The organism is Nonlabens sp. YIK11, assembly GCF_001413925.1.
GTDB lineage: Bacteria > Bacteroidota > Bacteroidia > Flavobacteriales > Flavobacteriaceae > Nonlabens.
The window spans coordinates 1,237,541-1,256,277 of record NZ_LBMJ01000001.1; the positions used below are offsets into that span (position 1 = coordinate 1,237,541).

The 18,737-nt window shown below is 42.5% G+C and carries 12 protein-coding genes; 6 read left to right on the forward strand and 6 right to left on the reverse strand.

The window, feature by feature from the left end; genetic code table 11:
- Positions 1 to 3 precede the first annotated feature (3 nt).
- Positions 4 to 417, forward strand: a complete 414-nt coding sequence (locus tag AAU57_RS05535; RefSeq protein ID WP_055411968.1) for a DUF6691 family protein — start codon at positions 4 to 6, stop codon at positions 415 to 417.
- Positions 418 to 594: 177 nt separating this feature from the next.
- Entirely contained in the window at positions 595 to 4,194 is a 3,600-nt protein-coding gene (locus tag AAU57_RS05540; protein ID WP_055411969.1) for a ShlB/FhaC/HecB family hemolysin secretion/activation protein, read from the forward strand.
- A gap of 144 nt (positions 4,195 to 4,338) precedes the next feature.
- Here the strand turns inward: AAU57_RS05540 and AAU57_RS05545 are convergent, their stop codons facing one another.
- Positions 4,339 to 6,696 carry a transglycosylase domain-containing protein gene (locus AAU57_RS05545; protein ID WP_055411970.1) on the reverse strand — a complete coding sequence of 786 codons (2,358 nt, stop codon included), beginning with the start codon at positions 6,694 to 6,696 and terminating at the stop codon, positions 4,339 to 4,341.
- A 263-nt stretch (positions 6,697 to 6,959) separates the two neighbouring features.
- Between AAU57_RS05545 and AAU57_RS05550 the strand changes: the two genes are divergently transcribed.
- Together AAU57_RS05550 and AAU57_RS05555 are read left to right on the forward strand one after the other, a co-directional pair.
- On the forward strand, positions 6,960 to 7,610 hold the full coding sequence (locus tag AAU57_RS05550) for a MarC family protein (protein WP_316931645.1): 651 nt from the start codon (positions 6,960 to 6,962) through the stop codon (positions 7,608 to 7,610).
- Between the two features lie 80 nt (positions 7,611 to 7,690).
- Positions 7,691 to 8,089, forward strand: a complete 399-nt coding sequence (locus AAU57_RS05555; RefSeq protein ID WP_055411971.1) for a hypothetical protein — start codon at positions 7,691 to 7,693, stop codon at positions 8,087 to 8,089.
- Between the two features lie 82 nt (positions 8,090 to 8,171).
- Here AAU57_RS05555 and AAU57_RS05560 read toward each other — a convergent pair whose 3' ends face one another.
- Together AAU57_RS05560 and cphA are read right to left on the reverse strand one after the other, a co-directional pair.
- Complete coding sequence (locus AAU57_RS05560; protein WP_055411972.1) at positions 8,172 to 11,315, reverse strand: VPS10 domain-containing protein; 3,144 nt, start codon at positions 11,313 to 11,315, stop codon at positions 8,172 to 8,174.
- A gap of 152 nt (positions 11,316 to 11,467) precedes the next feature.
- Positions 11,468 to 14,110, reverse strand: coding sequence for a cyanophycin synthetase (gene cphA, locus AAU57_RS05565; RefSeq protein ID WP_055411973.1), 2,643 nt, complete (start codon positions 14,108 to 14,110; stop codon positions 11,468 to 11,470).
- 90 nt (positions 14,111 to 14,200) lie between these two features.
- Between cphA and AAU57_RS05570 the strand changes: the two genes are divergently transcribed.
- On the forward strand, positions 14,201 to 15,064 hold the full coding sequence (locus tag AAU57_RS05570; RefSeq protein WP_055411974.1) for a cyanophycinase: 864 nt from the start codon (positions 14,201 to 14,203) through the stop codon (positions 15,062 to 15,064).
- A gap of 35 nt (positions 15,065 to 15,099) precedes the next feature.
- Here AAU57_RS05570 and AAU57_RS05575 read toward each other — a convergent pair whose 3' ends face one another.
- The 3 genes from AAU57_RS05575 to AAU57_RS05585 form a co-directional block, all read right to left on the reverse strand.
- Entirely contained in the window at positions 15,100 to 16,032 is a 933-nt protein-coding gene (locus AAU57_RS05575) for an isoaspartyl peptidase/L-asparaginase family protein (protein WP_055411975.1), read from the reverse strand.
- Between the two features lie 142 nt (positions 16,033 to 16,174).
- A complete protein-coding gene (locus AAU57_RS05580; RefSeq protein WP_055411976.1) occupies positions 16,175 to 17,017 on the reverse strand; it encodes a helix-turn-helix domain-containing protein in 843 nt (280 codons plus the stop codon).
- A 142-nt stretch (positions 17,018 to 17,159) separates the two neighbouring features.
- Positions 17,160 to 17,999 carry a hypothetical protein gene (locus AAU57_RS05585; protein WP_055411977.1) on the reverse strand — a complete coding sequence of 280 codons (840 nt, stop codon included), beginning with the start codon at positions 17,997 to 17,999 and terminating at the stop codon, positions 17,160 to 17,162.
- 348 nt (positions 18,000 to 18,347) lie between these two features.
- Between AAU57_RS05585 and AAU57_RS05590 the strand changes: the two genes are divergently transcribed.
- Entirely contained in the window at positions 18,348 to 18,734 is a 387-nt protein-coding gene (locus AAU57_RS05590; protein ID WP_055411978.1) for a hypothetical protein, read from the forward strand.
- Positions 18,735 to 18,737: the final 3 nt, after the last annotated feature.

The window sequence follows — 18,737 nt, forward strand, 5'->3', positions numbered from 1 at the left end:
GACATGAGATACATCACATATTTAGTCATCGGCGTATTTTTTGGGATTGTCATGTTCAAATCAGAGGCGGCATCGTGGTTTCGTATTTATGAAATGTTCCAGTTTGGAAGTTTTCATATGTATGGTATCATAGGATCTGCGCTGGTTATAGGAGTTATAGGCGTTCAACTGCTTAAAAGAAAAAATGTAGGAACACTGGATGGTAGCGAGATGAGCTTGAAACCTAAAGATAAAGGCGTTGCTCGTTATTTGATAGGCGGTACGATCTTCGGTTTGGGTTGGGCGCTTTCTGGTGCTTGTCCAGGACCCATGTACGTCTTGTTGGGAGCAGGTTTCCCGGCTATTTTGGTCGTTATTTTTGGCGCACTCTTAGGCACATTCCTATACGGTTTGTTGAAAAGCAAATTGCCACATTAAGTAGTGTTGGGTTGTTTGATGAGTTCGCTTTCGCGAAAGCGAAACTACTTTGATCATTCACCGTATAGCTTTCAGTCTAGAGGTGCTATCGACGACTCTATATTTTAGAGGAAATGTTAATCGTACCCGAATTTTCCTATTAATTTATGAGTTTTGTGCCATAAACTCATTTGATTCATGGACAGATTCTACCCTAAAAAACCAGCGGAACGTACTCTTAATCACCTTTATCTTTTAGTGCTACTGATGGCCTTTTGCGCACCAGCAGCCTATGCACAGCAGGATAAGGAGATTTCAAAAAGTGTGTATCTCACCGCAAACCTAGGTGATGACAACAACAGCAAATCTGCCGATGTTCTCAAGGCGATCGTAGAAGCTTCAAAAAAGGATAAGGATGCTGCTTTTGTGGCGTTGGGAAATACCACTAGAAAGGATGGATATCCCAAGGATAAAACCAAAAGAAAACAGGAAGAGGAATATCTTACCAACAATGTCCTAAATCCAATGGCAGACTTCAACGGCCAGGTGATCTATATTCCTGGAAAAAACGAATGGAACAAAGGTGGTCACAACAATATTGATGATCTAGAGTCCTTTTTACAGGACAATAGTAAAGGTAAATTCTGGCCTAATGACGGCTGTCCCATAGAACGCGAGACCTTAAGTGATGAGGTAGAACTGGTTATGGTAGACAGTCAGTGGTACCTGGAAGATTGGGATGATTATCCTTATATCAACAACGATTGTGAGATCAAGACAAGAGAACAGTTTTTTGTCCAATTCAAAGATGAACTCAAGGATGAGCAGAACAAGACGGTCATCGTCGCGATTCATCATCCTATATTAAGTGCCAACCGTCGTGGTTTCTTTGAGCGTATGGGTGGTTTTTCAAATCAATCCTACTTCAACAATCAGATGCAGTACTTGGTAGGCCGACTGGAAACTATTGCAAGCCAGTTTGAAGATGTGGTTTTCGTTTCTGGAAACCATAAAAACCTGCAGTTTTTGATGGATGACGGCATCCCACAAGTGATTAGTGGCGCTACTGCAGGAACAGAAAAAACCCGCAATAATTCCAAAAAAGAAATTTTCTCCAATAGTGAACATGGTTTTTCAAAGCTTACCGTTTTTAAGGATGGTAGTTCCCAGGTAGAAATTTTTACTGTGGATGGAGCTAGTGTAGAGCTGGTACACACATCAGAAATTGAGCTTAAGAAAGGAAGCCTGGAAGATTTTGAATACCATACTAAAGATGAATTTGGTGAAACTTATGACGCTTCTATTTATACCAAAGAAGAAACCGATAAGTCTGGTGTGTACAAATGGTTCTGGGGTGATCATTATAGAGAAGTGTATTCCAAAGAAATCACCGCACCTGTGTTATTCCTAGACGATTTACCTAACAACGTCAGAGCTATTACTGAAGGTGGTGGGAACCAATCCAGAAGTTTGCGATTGATTGATGATAACGAGAACGAATTTACCGTTAGGGAATTGCGCAAGAGTGCCGTACGTTTTATCCAATCTTCCATTGACGACCATTACGTGTTAGAGTATATGAAAAATACCATTGCAGAAGAAATCGTTCAGGATTATTATACTTCTGCCCATCCTTATGCACAATTTGCCGTGAACGAATTGATGGATGCTGTCGATATTTATCATGCAAATCCGCGAGTGGTGTACCTACCTAAGCAAGAACGTTTGGGCCGATTCAATGAAAGCTACGGTGATAAACTTTATATGTTTGAAGAGCATGTAGGCGATGAGAATATTGGTCTAGGTATTTTTGGAAATCCTGATGACATCATCAGCACTGCAGATTTATTGATCGAGATACGCGAGGACAAGGATACCCAAGTAGACGAGTCTGCCTTTATCAAGGCAAGACTTTTTGATATGTTGATAGGTGATTGGGACCGTCATGAAGATCAATGGCGCTGGGCAATGACTGAAAAGGAAGACGGCACACAAGTATACGTTCCTATTCCTAGAGACCGTGATCAAGCGTTCCCTAAATACGACGGTATATTCCCAACCATTTTGAAGCTAGGAGCACCCTTAGCCCGTAACATGCAAACCTATGCACCAGAGGTCCAAAACATCAAAACCTTCAATAATGCTGGGTATTACCTGGATAAAACCTTTATCAATGAAGCAGATTGGCAGGATTGGAAGGCACAAGCAGAATACATTCAAAACAATTTGACCGATGAGGTGATCGACAACGCATTTGAGAATCTATTACCAGATACTAGAGATGAAAACACCGCCCAAATCAAGGAGATTCTGAAAAAACGAAGAGCTAATCTCGTGCAAATCGCCCAAGATTACTACGATTATTTCAAGAAATATGAAACGGTTGTCGCTACCACAAAAGACAATGTAATTGATGTAGAGCGTCTTCCTAATGGTGTGACGAATATCAAGATCACCCAAAAAGACAAGACCATATTTGAGAACACCTATAATCGTGACTTAACTAAAGAGATCTGGTTGTATGCGTTGGATGGTGATGACACGATAAACGTTACTGGTGACGGCAGCAACTACATAGATTTAAAGATTTTTGGTGGTGAAGAGAATGATATTTATAACATCGAGAATAGACGCAAGGTCAAAGTGTTTGATTACGCTTCTAAGAAAAATACCTTCAATACGCCGGTCAATAAAATGCTGTCTGATTCTTATGACATCAACAATTTTGATCCTACTAAACGCGTGTATTCTACAAACGTCATTTTACCTAGTATAGGCTTTGATCAAGATGCTGGATTCAATGCAGGTATCAACAATACGTACACTACTTATGGATTATTGCGCAATCCATTTACGGCACAACACTCCATATCGGCTCAATACTTCTCTGCCACGCAAGGTTTTGAATTTAATTATGTTGGTGAGTTTGCTCATATTTTTTACAACTGGAACTTTGGGCTGGACGCTCGCTATACTACTGGGAATTATGCAACCAACTTCTTTGGGATAGGTAATGGAACTTTTTATGATGATGATGCAGTAAGTCTAGACTTTAACCGTACTGAAATCAGACAATGGCACGTTCAACCTTCGTTGAAATTCAAAAAATACAATGACTTTACAGCCCATGTGGCGGCAAGGTTAGAGTCTAACGAGGTAGTCGATGATCAAGGTGGTTTTATTGAAACCCAATTCAATGCCAATAACGATGTTTTTGAAAGACAGTTGTACGCTGGTGGTGAAGTAGGTTTTAACTACAACAACAAGCAAGGCTTGATAAGCTATCCACGCCGCGGTATGGAGATAGGCGTTGTGGCAGGTTACAAACGCAATGTCGATAGTGAATTCAATAACGAGTTTTCTTATGTACAACCTACGGTTTCCTTCATTTACCCTATTCATGAAAGTGGTGCTGCGGCACTTGCCACTAAAGCTCAAGCCCAGTTCAATATAGGAGAGAGCTATGAGTTTTACCATGCAGCATCTGTTGGTGGTAATGAAAGCTTGAGAGGTTATCGCAACGATAGGTTCCAGGGACAGACTTCCTTTTTTCAATCCACAGACCTGCGCGTTGGTATCACAAAATTCCGAACTTCATATGTACCCATTCGTATAGGTGTTACTGCAGGGTTTGACTACGGTCGCGTATGGGACGATACAGACACGTCAGAAAAATGGAAAAACAGTTATGGTGGATCGATTTTCATCAATGGTTTCCAGGCGATTACTGCAAACATTGGTTATTATCAAAGTGATGAAGACAATCGTATTATTTTCACCGCTGGTTTTAGATTCTAAAGTCAACGTATCAAAAAGCAAAAGGCTGGAAATAACTCCAGCCTTTTTTTATGCGTTATAGATAGTAAGGAGTTCGCTTTCGCGAAAGCGAACTATTCCAACGTCAACCTAGAATCATTAAGATTCTGGGTTCACATTCTATTCTTATTGATCAACTGGAGCTTGCTCCTGAACTGGTTCTGGAAAGGATAAGCTATCCACGAGCACACTGTCCACCACGATAGGCGGATTTCTCAACAATGAGTCCTTGATCCTCAAACCTTCCAGATAAGTGCTGTCGGTTTTGTAATAATTGGTCGCCTCTGACGCTACTTGGTCAGTAAATGGTGGACATGGAAAATAGGGTCTGGCGTATTCGAAGTTGGTCAACATAGGACGTCTCCAACTGCTCAAACTCTTGAACATGGATGCGACCATAGGCATGGCTGTATTAGCACCGCTACCCATATAGGTTTTCTCAAAATGCACTCGTTTGTCGCGAGCACCTACCCAAGATCCTATTACGATCTCTGGTGAGGCACCTATAAACCAGCCATCACCATTATTTTGAGTGGTTCCAGTCTTGCCAATGATATTATATGGGATTTCCCATCTACTAAATCCTGCTCCGGTTCCTTCAGTCAGGACCTCGCCCATCATTTGTTGCAATTCTTTGATGCTGGCTACAGACGCCACGCCGCCATCATATTTTGGTTTTGCTTCATAAAGAACCGTTCCCTGTTGGTCTGTGATGCGCTGGATCATATAGGGATTTACCTTGTTGCCACCATTGGAAATGCTGGCGTAAGCCATGACCATTTCCATCAAACTTATGTTTGCCGTTCCCAGAACAATGGATGGCACCTCTGGAATCTCTGACGTGATACCCATTTTGCGCGCCTTTTCTATCGTGTTATCCACGCCTACCTGCAGTTGTAACGCCGCAGAAACCGTGTTCACACTATTTGTCAAAGCACCATGCAAACTGTAGCTGCCACCATAGCCGCCGCTACTGTTTTTAGGCTGCCAGTCCTCGTATTTGCTGTAGGTGCGTAAGGAGTTATCATAATAATCACAAGGATCAATACCTTGGTCCAGTGCCGTTAAATACGTGATAGGTTTAAATGTGGATCCTACCTGGTTCTTTGCCTTGATGTTGTCTATTTGTGAGAACCCATAATCAATACCACCTAGATAACCCAGTATGGCACCGCTGCGAGAGTTCATGGCGAGAATGCCCGTATGCAACCTAACGATGGAGCTAATGATGCTGTCTTCGACTGTTTGCTGTCTTGGTTCAAAGCCTTTACCTATTTCCCAGTATTTACGGCTTTTAGAGGTTTTCCAGTAGTCCATGATCTGCTCATCAGTCATTCCATTTTCTTTCATCTGGATGATTTTGGGCTGGATGGCCATGAGGTTAGCAATGAAGGCTTCCTTACCACCATCAGTGGTTTTACTGGTCCAGTGTTGGTCCATGAGTTTTTGCAGGCGCACCATGTTGCGTTCCATGGTTTGTTCTGCATACTTCTGGATGTTGGGTTGTAATGTGGTGTAAATCTGTAGACCGTCGATTTCTAGATCATAGATGCCGCCATCGGGATCTGGGTTTTCTGCAGCCCAGTTGTTGAACTCGGTGCGTATGTATTCTTTGTAGTAACCCGATAGGGAAGAGTTTTTCTCTGGCGGACTGTACTTAAGGGAGATTTCGGTTTTTGCTGCGTCTGCTTCTTCTTGGGTAATCGCATTATTTTTTACCATTTGCTGCAGGACGACATTGCGGCGATTGGTAGAATTCTGCGGATTCTTCCTCGGGTTGTAATACGATGGCGCTTTCAAAACACCAACGAGCGTTGCGCATTCTGATAAATTAAGCTGATCTGGAGACTTACTGAAAAAGCGCTGGGCAGCCTTTTCTATACCGTACAGATTCTCACCAAAGGACACCGTGTTGAAATAGAGTAGGAGCAGTTCTTCTTTAGAATAAATCGATTCCAATCGTTTGGCGATGATCACCTCACGCATTTTGTTGATAGGCGTGCTCAATAGCCAGAGATCTTTTCTCCCAAAGACGTTTTTCGCAATTTGCTGTGTGATCGTACTGCCGCCACCTTTTCCCTGTTGCATCAAGATGGACTTGACAAACACACGACCATAGCTCCTATAATCAATTCCAGAGTGTTCATAGAAACGCACATCCTCAGTCGCAACTAGTGCTTGAACCAGATAGGGATTGAGCTGGGTAGAGTCAATGTTGCTGCGGTTTTGCAGGTAGAAATAGGCAATGGGCTTCTTATCACTTCCATAAACCGTTGAGGTTACGGGATTTTCAAGTTTGGCTAGTTCATTCGAGTTGGGAACATGCCCAAAAGCGCCAGCCCAAGTCCCCAAAAATAGCAATACCACAAAGGAAACACCCGCAAGAAAAACCCACCCTAAAGATTTGAAAGGATGTTTTTTGATATAACGCAATATCTGCTGCAAGAAGCCAGCTTGTTGATCATTACTTACGCTTTGGGCCATAGGGTCGTATTGTTATTGACAATGAATTGATCTTCCCAAGATAAAATTTAATCACGCAATTTATAGTGCAAAGGTAATTTTAAATCATCTGCGCCGGTTATGTGTATGAAAGTTAGATGGCAGTTCGCTTTCGCGAAAGCGAACTAATCCAACATCAAACCTGGAAAGGTCAGGCAAGGTTGCTCCAGGTCAGACTATGGTCGTTGGTCTTTAATCGATTCAATTGTTAGCATCCTATTAACGCAATGCTAGATGTCATGTTTGTGAATCAGATTATCTTTGCCGGCATTATGGGAGATTTTGTAATACTTGATGTCTGGGCATTTGCCATTAGTGTGTTCACTGGTTTATTTGCGATCACAAATCCTATTGCTAATGTGCCTGTTTTTCTAGGCTTGACTGAAGGTGCCGGCCGCGTAGAGAAACACAGGATCAACAAGAAGGCAACGTTCACAGCTTTTATGATCATCCTACTGTTTACGGTATTGGGTAAATTTATTTTTGACTTCTTTGGGATTACCATACCGGCGTTTAAGATTACTGGTGGACTACTTATTTTCTATGCAGGTTTTAGAATGCTGCAATCCAAAAAGTCCAATTTAAAAACCTTGGAGCAAGTTGATGTGGATGAAAACATCGCGATATCACCGCTTGCCATTCCCTTGATCGCTGGTCCTGGTACCATTGTAACGACCATGAACTTTGTAACAGATGCCTCTTATCTATATATAGGTATCGTCATTGCCATTGCGGCCTTGATCTGCTGGATGAATTATCTGGCTTTTAACTACAGTACCTTCATCGTAGAGAAGATAGGAAACAACGTGATCACCGTTATAGGTAAAATCATGGGATTAATTATCGCTATCATAGGAACAACTATGGTGGTGGATGGATTGAAACTCGCTTTTTAATATTGGTCTAGTTCCTTTATACTTATATTTAAGATTAGTAATCAGATGATTATGTTCACAGGTAAGTTTTAATAATATCCATGAAGCCTATAAACTACATTGACCTAGGTTATGCTGAAATTTTCATATTTCAGGATTATTTGATCAATCAAATCAAGGATGGCGTGACCGTGAGCATGGAGCACGTTCGTGTATTGCGCGATATCATTGAGGACAACTTTGAAGGTCGCAATCTAGTTTACATCTCAAATAGGGTAGGCTCTTACTCAGTTGATCCTTTGGTCTATCCACAGGTGACGTTAATTGATAACTTGTTGGGTATGGCGATTATCACAGATAATGTTTTACACGAGAAAAGTGTTCAATTTGAGCAATTGTTTTATAAGAGAGAACTGAAAGTATTCAAGACCTTTGAAGATAGCATCGCATGGGCTGCTGGGCTAGTTAGAAAAGCAAAAGAAGCCGCGCGGTTAGAATAGAGAACTTCTATCAACGCTATAAAAAATAAAAAAACCGCTATTCATCCTTAGAATAGCGGTTTTTTAGTGGATTGTTTTTCTATCAATCCTCTTTTTCTACCACCAGATAATCCAGTTTCAAAGCGTTGAATTTACTATTGAATTCTTTTATGTCACTATCCAGAACCTCGTTGAATTTATTCAATTCAGCTTCAATTTGAGCACTAAGCTCGTTCTTCACAGCAATGTCTTGTGCTGTTGGGGCAAAATCGCCCATGGTGACCAATGCATTAAGGTGCGCCAGTTTGTTAGTCAATTTGATAGGGAAGTTTAATGGATCTTGACCACTGCGGTTTTGTGTTTGATACAATGCCTTTTCAACTTCTTCAAATTTTGTTTTCATAGAATCGGCTAGAGTGACCATTTCTTTGATCCCTTCCACATCTCTATCGCCATAGACCGTCTTGAACGCAGATAGTTTCTTATTAAAGTCCCTAATATTCTTGATGGATTTGTGAGCCTTGTCTACCGTTTCATTCACCTCACTTACAAATTCAAATTGCGCCTTCATATCTGCCACGGTAGCCTCGCTAATTGGAGTGCGCTTGATAACGATAGGTTGCGTTTGTGTTTCACCGTTGACTTCAAGTTCCACGGTATAGTTTCCAGGTACAGCTTTGGGTCCTGAAAGATCTGCCCACCATAGAATCATGCCGTCCAACTCTTCGGCACCGTCGTATTGAGTGTCCCAATTAAAGGCGTTAGCGCCAGTTTCTGGTTTCAGCTTATTCTTTTTGGAATAGGTAGCGTATTCCTTGATCAGCTTTTTATTGGCGTCCATAAAACGTAAAGCAACACTGTCTTTCTCCTTGAACTCAGGCAGGTAATAATGAACTTGTACGCCAGCAGGATGATTGGTTCCAGCGGTCAATGAGCTGCGACCACCACGACCGTCCATGCGGTAGGATTCTTTAGGTTTAAACAGCTTTACTTTTTCAGGAAGGCTTGAGGTATTACGCTTTCGCGAAAGCGGACTCATTTCCAAACCTTGACGCACCATGGAAAGATCATCATGGATCCACAAACTGCGACCCTGTGTGGCGATGATCAGGTTGTCGTCTTTAACGGCAAGATCTGTAACAGGTACGATAGGTAAATTCATTTGGAAGGATTTCCAGGTGTTACCATCATCGCTGCTTATGTACAAGCCTGTTTCAGTTCCTGCATATAACAAGCCCTGTTGTTCCTTGTCTTCTCGTACGACTCGTGTAAAATGCTCTGCAGGAATACCGTTGGTTATTTTTTTCCATGATTTTCCATAGTCCTCGGTTTTAAATAAATAGGGCTCAAAGTCTCCCAATTTATACCTAGTAGCAGCGATGTAACAAACTGCAGGGTCAAAAGAACTAGGCTCTATACTATTGATTTGAGCCCATTCTGGTAGATTTTTAGGGGTGATGTTGCTCCAATTTTCACCACCATCTTTGGACAAGTGCACTAGGCCATCATCACTTCCTACCCAAAGTTCGCCTTGGTTGATGGGAGATTCTGCTGCCGCAAAAATCGTACAGTAGTATTCCACACTGGTATTATCCTGCGTGATAGGTCCACCACTGGAAACCAGTTTAGTAGGGTCATTTCTCGTCAAATCTGGCGAAATCGTTTCCCAGCTTTGGCCTTCATTACTGGTGACATGAACATTATTCGAGAATGCATACAATTTATTGTCACCGTGCTTGGAAATGAAGATGGGAAAATTCCATTGGAAACGGTATTTCATGTCTTCGGCACCATGACCCATAGGGTTGTCTGGCCAGACGTTGATACCACGCTGTGACTTGGTGGCGTGATTATATCGGGTTAGGAAACCACCATAACTACCACCATACACAATGTCATTGTTATTGGGGTCAACTGCAATATGTGCGCTCTCGCCACCTGCCGTTCCTTCCCAATCGGTTTCTGTGATGGAGCCACCAGTCGTGCGATGTGGTATTCTAATCGTACCATTATCCTGTTGTGCTACATAAATTCTATAAGGGAACGAATTATCTGTGGTCACTCTATAGTACTGTGCGGTTGGCTGATTGTGATATGTCGACCAGGTCTCGCCACCATCATAAGTGACCTGTGCGCCACCATCGTCACCCATGATCATACGTTGTGGATCTTCAGGTGCGATCCATAAGTCGTGGTGATCGCCATGTGGCGCTCTACCGCTGGTAAAGTTGCGGCCGCCATCGGTACTTTTGTGGTAGGAAACGTTCACGACATAGACTGCATCTTCATCTTGAGTATCAGCATAGATTCTGGTGTAGTACCAGGCACGTTGTCTCAAGCTGCGATCGTCATTCGTTTTAGTCCAGGTGAGTCCAGCATCATTACTTCTATAAACACCACCTTGATCCTTATTCTCGACGATAGCATAAAGACGGTCAGAATTCACCGCAGAAACAGTGATTCCCATGATTCCTAAAGTGCCTTTTGCAAAGCCTTCATTGTTGGAGATTTCTGTCCAGGTTTCTCCATAGTCCGTACTTTTCCATAAGGCACTGCCATCGCCACCACTGCTCAAACTATAAGGCGTACGTTGAACTCTCCAAGTAGATGCGTATAAATTACGGGCATTGCTAGGGTCGATAATTAAATCTACCGCACCAGCCAGTTCGTTGGTATACAAGGTTTTTTTCCAGGTTTTACCGCCATCAGTGGATTTATAGACACCGCGATCAGTAGATTCCTTATAGATATTACCCAGCACTGCTGCATAAACGATATCAGGATTATCTGGATCAATCGCAATTCGTGGTACGTGACGACTTTCAGGCAATCCAGCTTGAGTCCAGCTTTTCCCAGCATCAACAGATTTCCAGATACCGTAACCACTGGAGACATTACCGCGTACCGTTTTCTCGCCGCCACCTACATAAATCACATTGTGATCGCTGGGCGCCACACTTACCGCACCTATACTACCGCCAAAATATCCATCAGATATATTGCTCCACGTGCGACCACCATCAGTAGTTTTCCACACGCCGCCGCCAGTGCCTCCAAAGTAAAAAAGGTTGGGTTTTCCAGGAACACCAGTTACCGCTGCACTTCGTCCACCTCGAAATGGCCCCAAAAGACGAAACTCTTGGGATTCATAATATTTTTGAGCCTCTGGTGGTTCTGGAAGTTGTTGGGAGTTCGCTTTCGCGAAAGCGAAAAAACAAAGGACAGCAATTGCATAATATATCTTCATGAATTCAAAATTTGAAATCTAAAGATAGCAAACAAGCGACGAATGGCGGAATCGCATCCAACTTCTATAAACCAGTGCCGAAGTGTGCCGAAAACAAATACGGTCAGTTTATTAGAAACTGACCGTATTGTGAATTTCAAGAAAGTCTTAGTCTAGTTTTTCTGGGCATACTGCGCCTCGCCATTGGCCTCTTTTTCCCTTAAGGAAGAAACGAGATTCACGGCGTCTGGAACCACATCGCTGCAACACACAATCAAGCTGCCGTGTCTTGCATTTTCTACCGCGTGCATGATGGCTTTTTGTTCTGACGGAATGACCGTGATTTTGATATTGGGATCTTTTTGCTTGATGCCATCTTCCAACATTTTTATCAATTCTTCTTCGGTTTTACCGCGCAGTTGTTTGTCTTGACGTATAATGATTTCATCAAACATTTCGGCAGCAATGGCGCCCATTTCATTATTATCTTCTACACGACGATCGCCTATTCCTGCTATGATTCCAACTTTATAGGTGTCTTCAAAACTGTCCGTGAAATTTTTTAATGCGTGCATTCCTGCGGGATTGTGGGCATAATCCAGAAGCATGTTGAAGTTCTTGAATTTGAACATGTTCAAACGTCCTGGCGTGGTCTGCGCAGATGGGATAAAACTCTCCAGTGCGGCCTTCATATCCTCAATACTGATTCCCTGAACATTACCTGCGATCACGGCTGGCAAGATGTTTTTGATCATGAATTGGGCTTTGCCACCGTAGGTAAGTGGCACATCTTCTGCTTTGATGATGCGCATTTTCCACTGGCCTTTACATAGCGATATGTATCCGTTTTCATAGACGGCCGTGATGCCGCCCAATTTTTGAAGTGCCTTGACTCGTGGATTATTTTCGTCCATAGAAAATAGAGCCACGTTACAATTGACATTGCGACGCATGTCATATACAAGATCATCGTCTGCATTTAGAATCGCATATCCATCAGGCAATACAGTTTCTGGTATGACCGCCTTTACACGAGCCAATTGTTCAATGGTGTGTATTCCCTTAAGGCCTAGATGGTCTGCACTCACATTTGTTACTATGCCCACATTACATTTCTTGAAACCCAGTCCAGAGCGTAGCAATCCACCGCGTGCGCACTCTAAAACGGCCAGGTTAACGGTAGGGTCGCGCAGTACAAACTCTGCACTTCCAGGACCGGTACAATCACCCTGCATAAGCAATCGGTTTTGTATGTAGACGCCATCACTTGTGGTGTAGCCCACGCGATAGCCCTTGAACTTTGCCATGTGCGCAATCAAGCGACTGGTCGTGGTTTTACCATTAGTACCTGTGATGGCAATGATGGGAATGCGACCGGTATCGCCGTATAATGGAAATAGTTTGTCAACGACTGGCGCGGCTACATTACGTGGCAGTCCGGTAGTAGGAGCAAGGTGCATTCTAAATCCTGGGCCGGCGTTTACTTCCAGTACGGCGCCTCCAGTTTCAGATAAAGGTTTGCTGATGTCTGTGGTCATGATATCTATACCGCAAATATCAAGATCTATGATTTTTGAGATACGCTCTGCCATCGAGACGTTTGCTGGATGGACGATTTCGGTAACATCTTCTGCGGTGCCACCAGTGCTGAGGTTTGCGGTGTCTTTAAGAACCAGTCGCTCACCATCTGGCAAGACACTTTCCAGTGTGTATCCAGCTGCAGCAATAATGGTTTTGGTTAAAGCATTGATGCTTATCTGGGTCAGTACATTTTCATGTCCGTAACCACGCCGCGGATCCTTATTGACCTCGATGATTAGTTCCTCCACGGTGTCTTTACCATTTCCTATGACATGTGCAGGAGTTCTTTTCGCGGCAGCGACAAGAGTATTATTAATAACTAGTAGTCTGTAGTCTTCTCCAACGATCATCCTCTCTACAATGACCCTGCGGGAAACATCCCTAGCTTCATTAAAGGCCACCTTAGCTTCTTCCAGGCTGTTGATGTCGACCGTGATCCCACGACCGTGATTACCGTCAATAGGTTTGATCACACAAGGAAAGCCTACATAGTTACAGGTACTCTCCAGCGATTCCTCACGAGTGATGATCTCACCACGTGGCACGGGAACCTCGGCTTGTTGTAGCAGGTATTTGGTATCTTCTTTATCACAGGCCAGTTCTACACCTATACTGCTGGTCTCGCTGGTGACAGTGGCTTGTATTCTTTTTTGGTTGGCTCCATAGCCCAATTGACATAAGGAGTATTTATTTAGTCTAATCCACGGTATGCCACGACTTTCTGCTTCTTCTACGATAGAACCGGTGCTGGGTCCCAAACGATTGGCTTCTCGTAATACTCGCATCTCTTGAATATCTGGATCCAGATCATAGTCTTCTGCACTTATCAAGGCTTCGCAAATGCGTACGGCGGCCTTTGCGGCATAGCGTCCTACTTCTTCTTCCATATAAGAGAACACTACGTTGTAGACTCCTTTTTCTCCATAATCACGTGTGCGTCCAAAACCGGTATCCATTCCAGCCATCGTCTGGATCTCTAGGGCGATGTGTTCAATAACGTGACCCATCCAGGTACCTTCTTTGACACGCATGAAGAAACCGCCTTCACAACCTTCAGAACAGCGGTGAGAATACATTCCAGGAAACATGGCTTCCAGTCGTTCACTAAAACCGGGAATCTTATTGGAAGGATAATCCTCCATTTTTTCCAGATCGAGAACCATGACAATTAGTTTGTGACGTCTTATCGACCAATAGTTAGGTCCGCGCATGGCGTTGATCTCTCTGATTTTCATATAATCGGTTTAAGTTGGGATGAAAGCCTTTAAATGTAGGCCTTTCTATAGACAAATGGTATTTTTGTAGACGCAAAAAAGCATACAAAAATGGAGATCAAAGGAACGCTTATACCTATAGGTGGTAATGAGGATAAAGGAATTGAGGAGCAGGAAATCTATACTTTGGAATTCATTCAAGAAGGGATTCTGGCAAGAGTTGTGGCCGAGACTGGTGGCACTAATGCCACCATAGTCGTGGTACCTACCGCAAGTCAAATACCGGTAGAGGTAAGCAATAATTATTTGCAAGCTTTTGGAAAGCTAGGTTGCGAAAATGTCCACATCATGGACATAAGAGAACGTGAGGATTCACTCAAACCAGAATTTCTGGAATTGATGCGCAGGGCAGACTGCGTGATGTTTAGTGGTGGCAACCAGTCCTTAATCACCAGAAAAATAGGCGGCACGGAACTGCACAGCATTATCATGGACAAGTATCAGAATACCAATTTTGTAATTGCTGGAACCAGCGCTGGTGCGATGTGCATGTCTAAAGAGATGATCACTGGCGGCAGTGCTAAAGAATCTTTTGTCAAAGGTGCCGTAGGCCTAGGTCAAGGCATGTCTTTCATTCCCAGTTTGATTATCGACTCGCATTTTATTCGTCGAGGCCGTTTTGGTCGTCTTGCAGAAAGTGTTGCAACCTTCCCAGATCTATTGGGCGTAGGCCTTGCCGAAGATACAGGTCTCGTGATCAAAAAAGGAAAGACGATCGAGGTTATAGGTTCTGGAATGATCATTCTTTTTGATCCCAGAAAAGTGACCCACAACAACTTGCCTTACATCGAGAATGGCGAGAACCTATCTGTGGCAAACATGCGCACACATGTACTATCCAACGGCGATATCTTTAATATCAAAAAGCGCAAGTTGAAAATCGTTCCAGCCGAAAGTCACACTGCAGAATCGTAACAGATCATTGTCAACGCAATTTTAAAATTAATCCGTTAATCTTTGTAGATCGCAATGGTTTTGGGAGAGTTCGCTTTCGCGAAAGCGCGATACATACCAGCTGTATTGAACGGCATGGTGATATTGCCTTGAACATCGACCGCGATCAAACCGCCATCGCCACCTATTTTTTTGACGCGGTTTTGTATGACTTCATGCGCCGCTTGCTCTAGAGACAAGCCTTTGAACTCCATCAATGCACTGACTTCATAGGCTACCACTCCACGAATGAAGAATTCACCGCTACCGGTGCAGCTTACGGCACACGTATGGTTGTTAGCATAATTCCCAGCACCTATCATGGGGCTGTCACCTATGCGTCCCCATTTTTTATTGGTCATGCCACCGGTTGAGGTCGCAGCAGCGATATTTCCTTGTTGATCCATGGCCACGGCGCCAACGGTGCCAAATTTGGAATCCTTATTCACAGAATGATCCAACTGGAATCTTTCACTATCTTTAATTTCCTGCCATTGATCATACCGCAGTTGATCGAAGAAATACTCAGGTTTTTCAGTTTGATAACCTCTTGAGTTGGCAAACTCCATGGCTCCATCGCCGGCAAGGAAAACATGCTCGCTGTGCTCCATGACGTCTCTTGCCAGATCTATGGGATTTTTGATACCAGTGATAAGTGATACAGCACCTGCATTCAAATCCTTGCCGTCCATAATGGCAGCATCCATCTCGTGAGTTCCTTGAGCTGTAAACACGCTGCCTTTTCCAGCATTAAATAGTGGTGAATCCTCCATGTTTCTTACCGCAGCAGCTACTGCATCTACTGCCGTGCCGCCATTTTCAAGAATCGCAGTTCCCTGATCCAGGGCGATGCTTAGAGCTTGTTTGTATGCAGTCTCTTTTTCGGTAGTCATATGCTGTTTAAGTAGCGTTCCCGCACCACCATGAATGGCAATCGTATAATTTTTCATAGGCAGTGAATTTACAGAAGTTGGCGTGATTGTTTCAAAAAACTGTGGTAAAGCCTCTGATTTTATGATCGATTTTGTAAGGGCCAGAATGGCATGTAATGGTTTACTAATAAGATGTGAAAAAGGTATCTATGGAATTGTGTTATAACACTGACTTCTCCTTTCTAAATTGAAGAGGTGACTTGCCGGTTTGTTTTTTAAAAAATTTGGAAAAATGACTGGGTTCTTTGTAGCCCAACTCGTAAGCAATCTCCTCAGCCGTTTGATCTGAAAATTGGAGTAATCGTTTTGCTTCTAGGGTAATTCTATCGTTAATGATCTTAAGCGGAGAATGGATGTCGTGTTTCTTGAAAAAGTTGGAGAGTGTTTTGGGTGACTTGAACAACAAATCTGCATAGTCAACCACTTGATGGTGTTGCTTAAAATGTTGCTCCACTAGAATGTTGAATTTCCGGATCAGGTCCACTTGTTTGATGGACATATCTTGAATATGTTCATCTTTTTTGATCAATCGTATACAGGTTATGAGTAGTCTTTTAAGTAAGGTGCGCAACATCTCACCTTGAATATGGTCCCTATTCTCAAACTCTTCCTGGAAGATCAAAAACATGGCTTCCATCGTGGTTTTTTCCTTATCGCCTAATTTAATTACAGGCGCACTGGAAGATCCATAAAACAGCAAGCCCATGCAGGAAACCTCGTTATCATGATCTCTAATGCAGTAAAATTCTCGGTTAAATAGAGATGCTTTTAATGAGTTGCCTTTTTCTTGGATCTGAATTTTATTGTTGGGCGTGCAAAATAGAATTTGATTTTCTTGTAGTGTGATACGATACCCATCAACGACGAGTGATTGCTTACCGTGATGGCACCATATAATCTTATAAAGATCATCAAGATCTAGAAGGTCTAGTGATGGCTTACCTTGAAAGCTGGTAAGTACAAAGAGACTATCATCCTTATCGTCACGAAATTCATGTTTCATGACTTAAAAATACCAAATTAACACCTACGCACTTTCAATACATATCTTCAACTACAATTCTAGAAGTAGGTGATTGACCTGTTCTAGAACAAAATAAGCGTCCTGCATATACAGGACGCTTTCCATATGATACAGCTGGTGTTTATGGGCCTAAGTAAACAAATACATTGGTCACAATACTTGCCTGACTAATGGAAACAGGAGCGTTGCTGGTGCCAGAATTTACATTCACCTGGTGATTATGCGCTCCAGAAGAAGAAGTGTTTCTTGGGAGATCTGTATAGTTACCGTTAGATATATAGGCGTAAAAATTATTACCGCTTCTAAATCCCATTCTATAAAGGTCTGCCGCTTCATCACCATATTGATGATCATGTGCGCCAGAATTATCGGTAGAACCGGTCAAGGCTGGAATTTGATTGGCATTTAAAGTTACCTGATTTCCTGTGCTATTACCAGATATTGCGCCTAGTGTCTCTCCTGTATTTCTTGCTTTTAGAACTCTATTGGTCGCATTAGGCAAATTACTGGTAAAGCCTAATGATGCGGCTGCTGTTCTAGCGGCAAGTGGAAGGCTAGAAACGGCTCTACCGTCCAATAGATACCATCCATTATGATCTGTAGGTTGGAAGCCATTTTTGATATCACCAGCAACGGTTTGAACAGCCGGCGTTGCTGTTAACGAGGACCACGCACTACCATTCCAGACATAATAGCCTTTTCCCAATCCATTTGTAATGGATGGGTTAGTGTTATAAACCATTAAACCTTCTGCATTAGGCACAGATCCATCGATGCTAGCATCTGCTACATCGCTCAGGGAAACACGCGGTCCCAAAAATCCTTTATTGGATCCAGAAAGGTCTAGAATACTAGATGGGTCTGGAGTTATAGTTCCTATTCCAACTTGCGAAAATGCAGGAGCACAAAAAAGTATTATTAAAACTTTTACTATTAAAAATCGTTTACTTGGGGAATACATCTTAACAAATATTTGGACAATGATATAGGTTATTAATTGTTAAAAGGTCAGTTTAACCGATTAAGTGTCAATTTACCGATGAAATACATATGCTATTCTACATTTGTAAGAATGTTCTGTAAGAAGTGTGCAGTTCGTCTAAACATTTTTGAATTTTAACATAATTAATTTATTTAGGGCGATTGTCGTCAAATGCTGTGTAAAGCGATTTTTCTGAATTTAAATAATACTTATAGGGATTCCCTTTTTCATTTTTAGTCATCATTTACGGCAATTGCCCTATTTCTAATTGCATGATCAGATTGTTTCTTTGATTTCAAATCAAATCGAAACATTAAATCTGAAGGCATGAAAAGAATCATATACCTACTCGCTCTTATTGTTTTACTTACATCTTGCCACAGCTATGGCGACCGTGTGGCCACTGGCGGTGTTGAGGTGTACTACAATGATCCAGAAATAAAGGAACAGGCCACACAATTTTCCATGCTTATGGACAGCCTGGAATATGGACAAGATGGAATGGTGAGTTTCCAATTGGTCAAAGATTCCATCATCAATGTCAATATGGTGACCCAAGATCAGTATCATACTGACGAGAGTATGGATTATGCTTTGAATGAGATAAGCTTGCTATTAAGTCATGATATCTTTAAAGGTGAACGAGTGCAATTACATGTAAGTGACAACACTTTCAATAGGGTTAGATCCCTGGAAGTTTATGGCAACGAGTAGGTC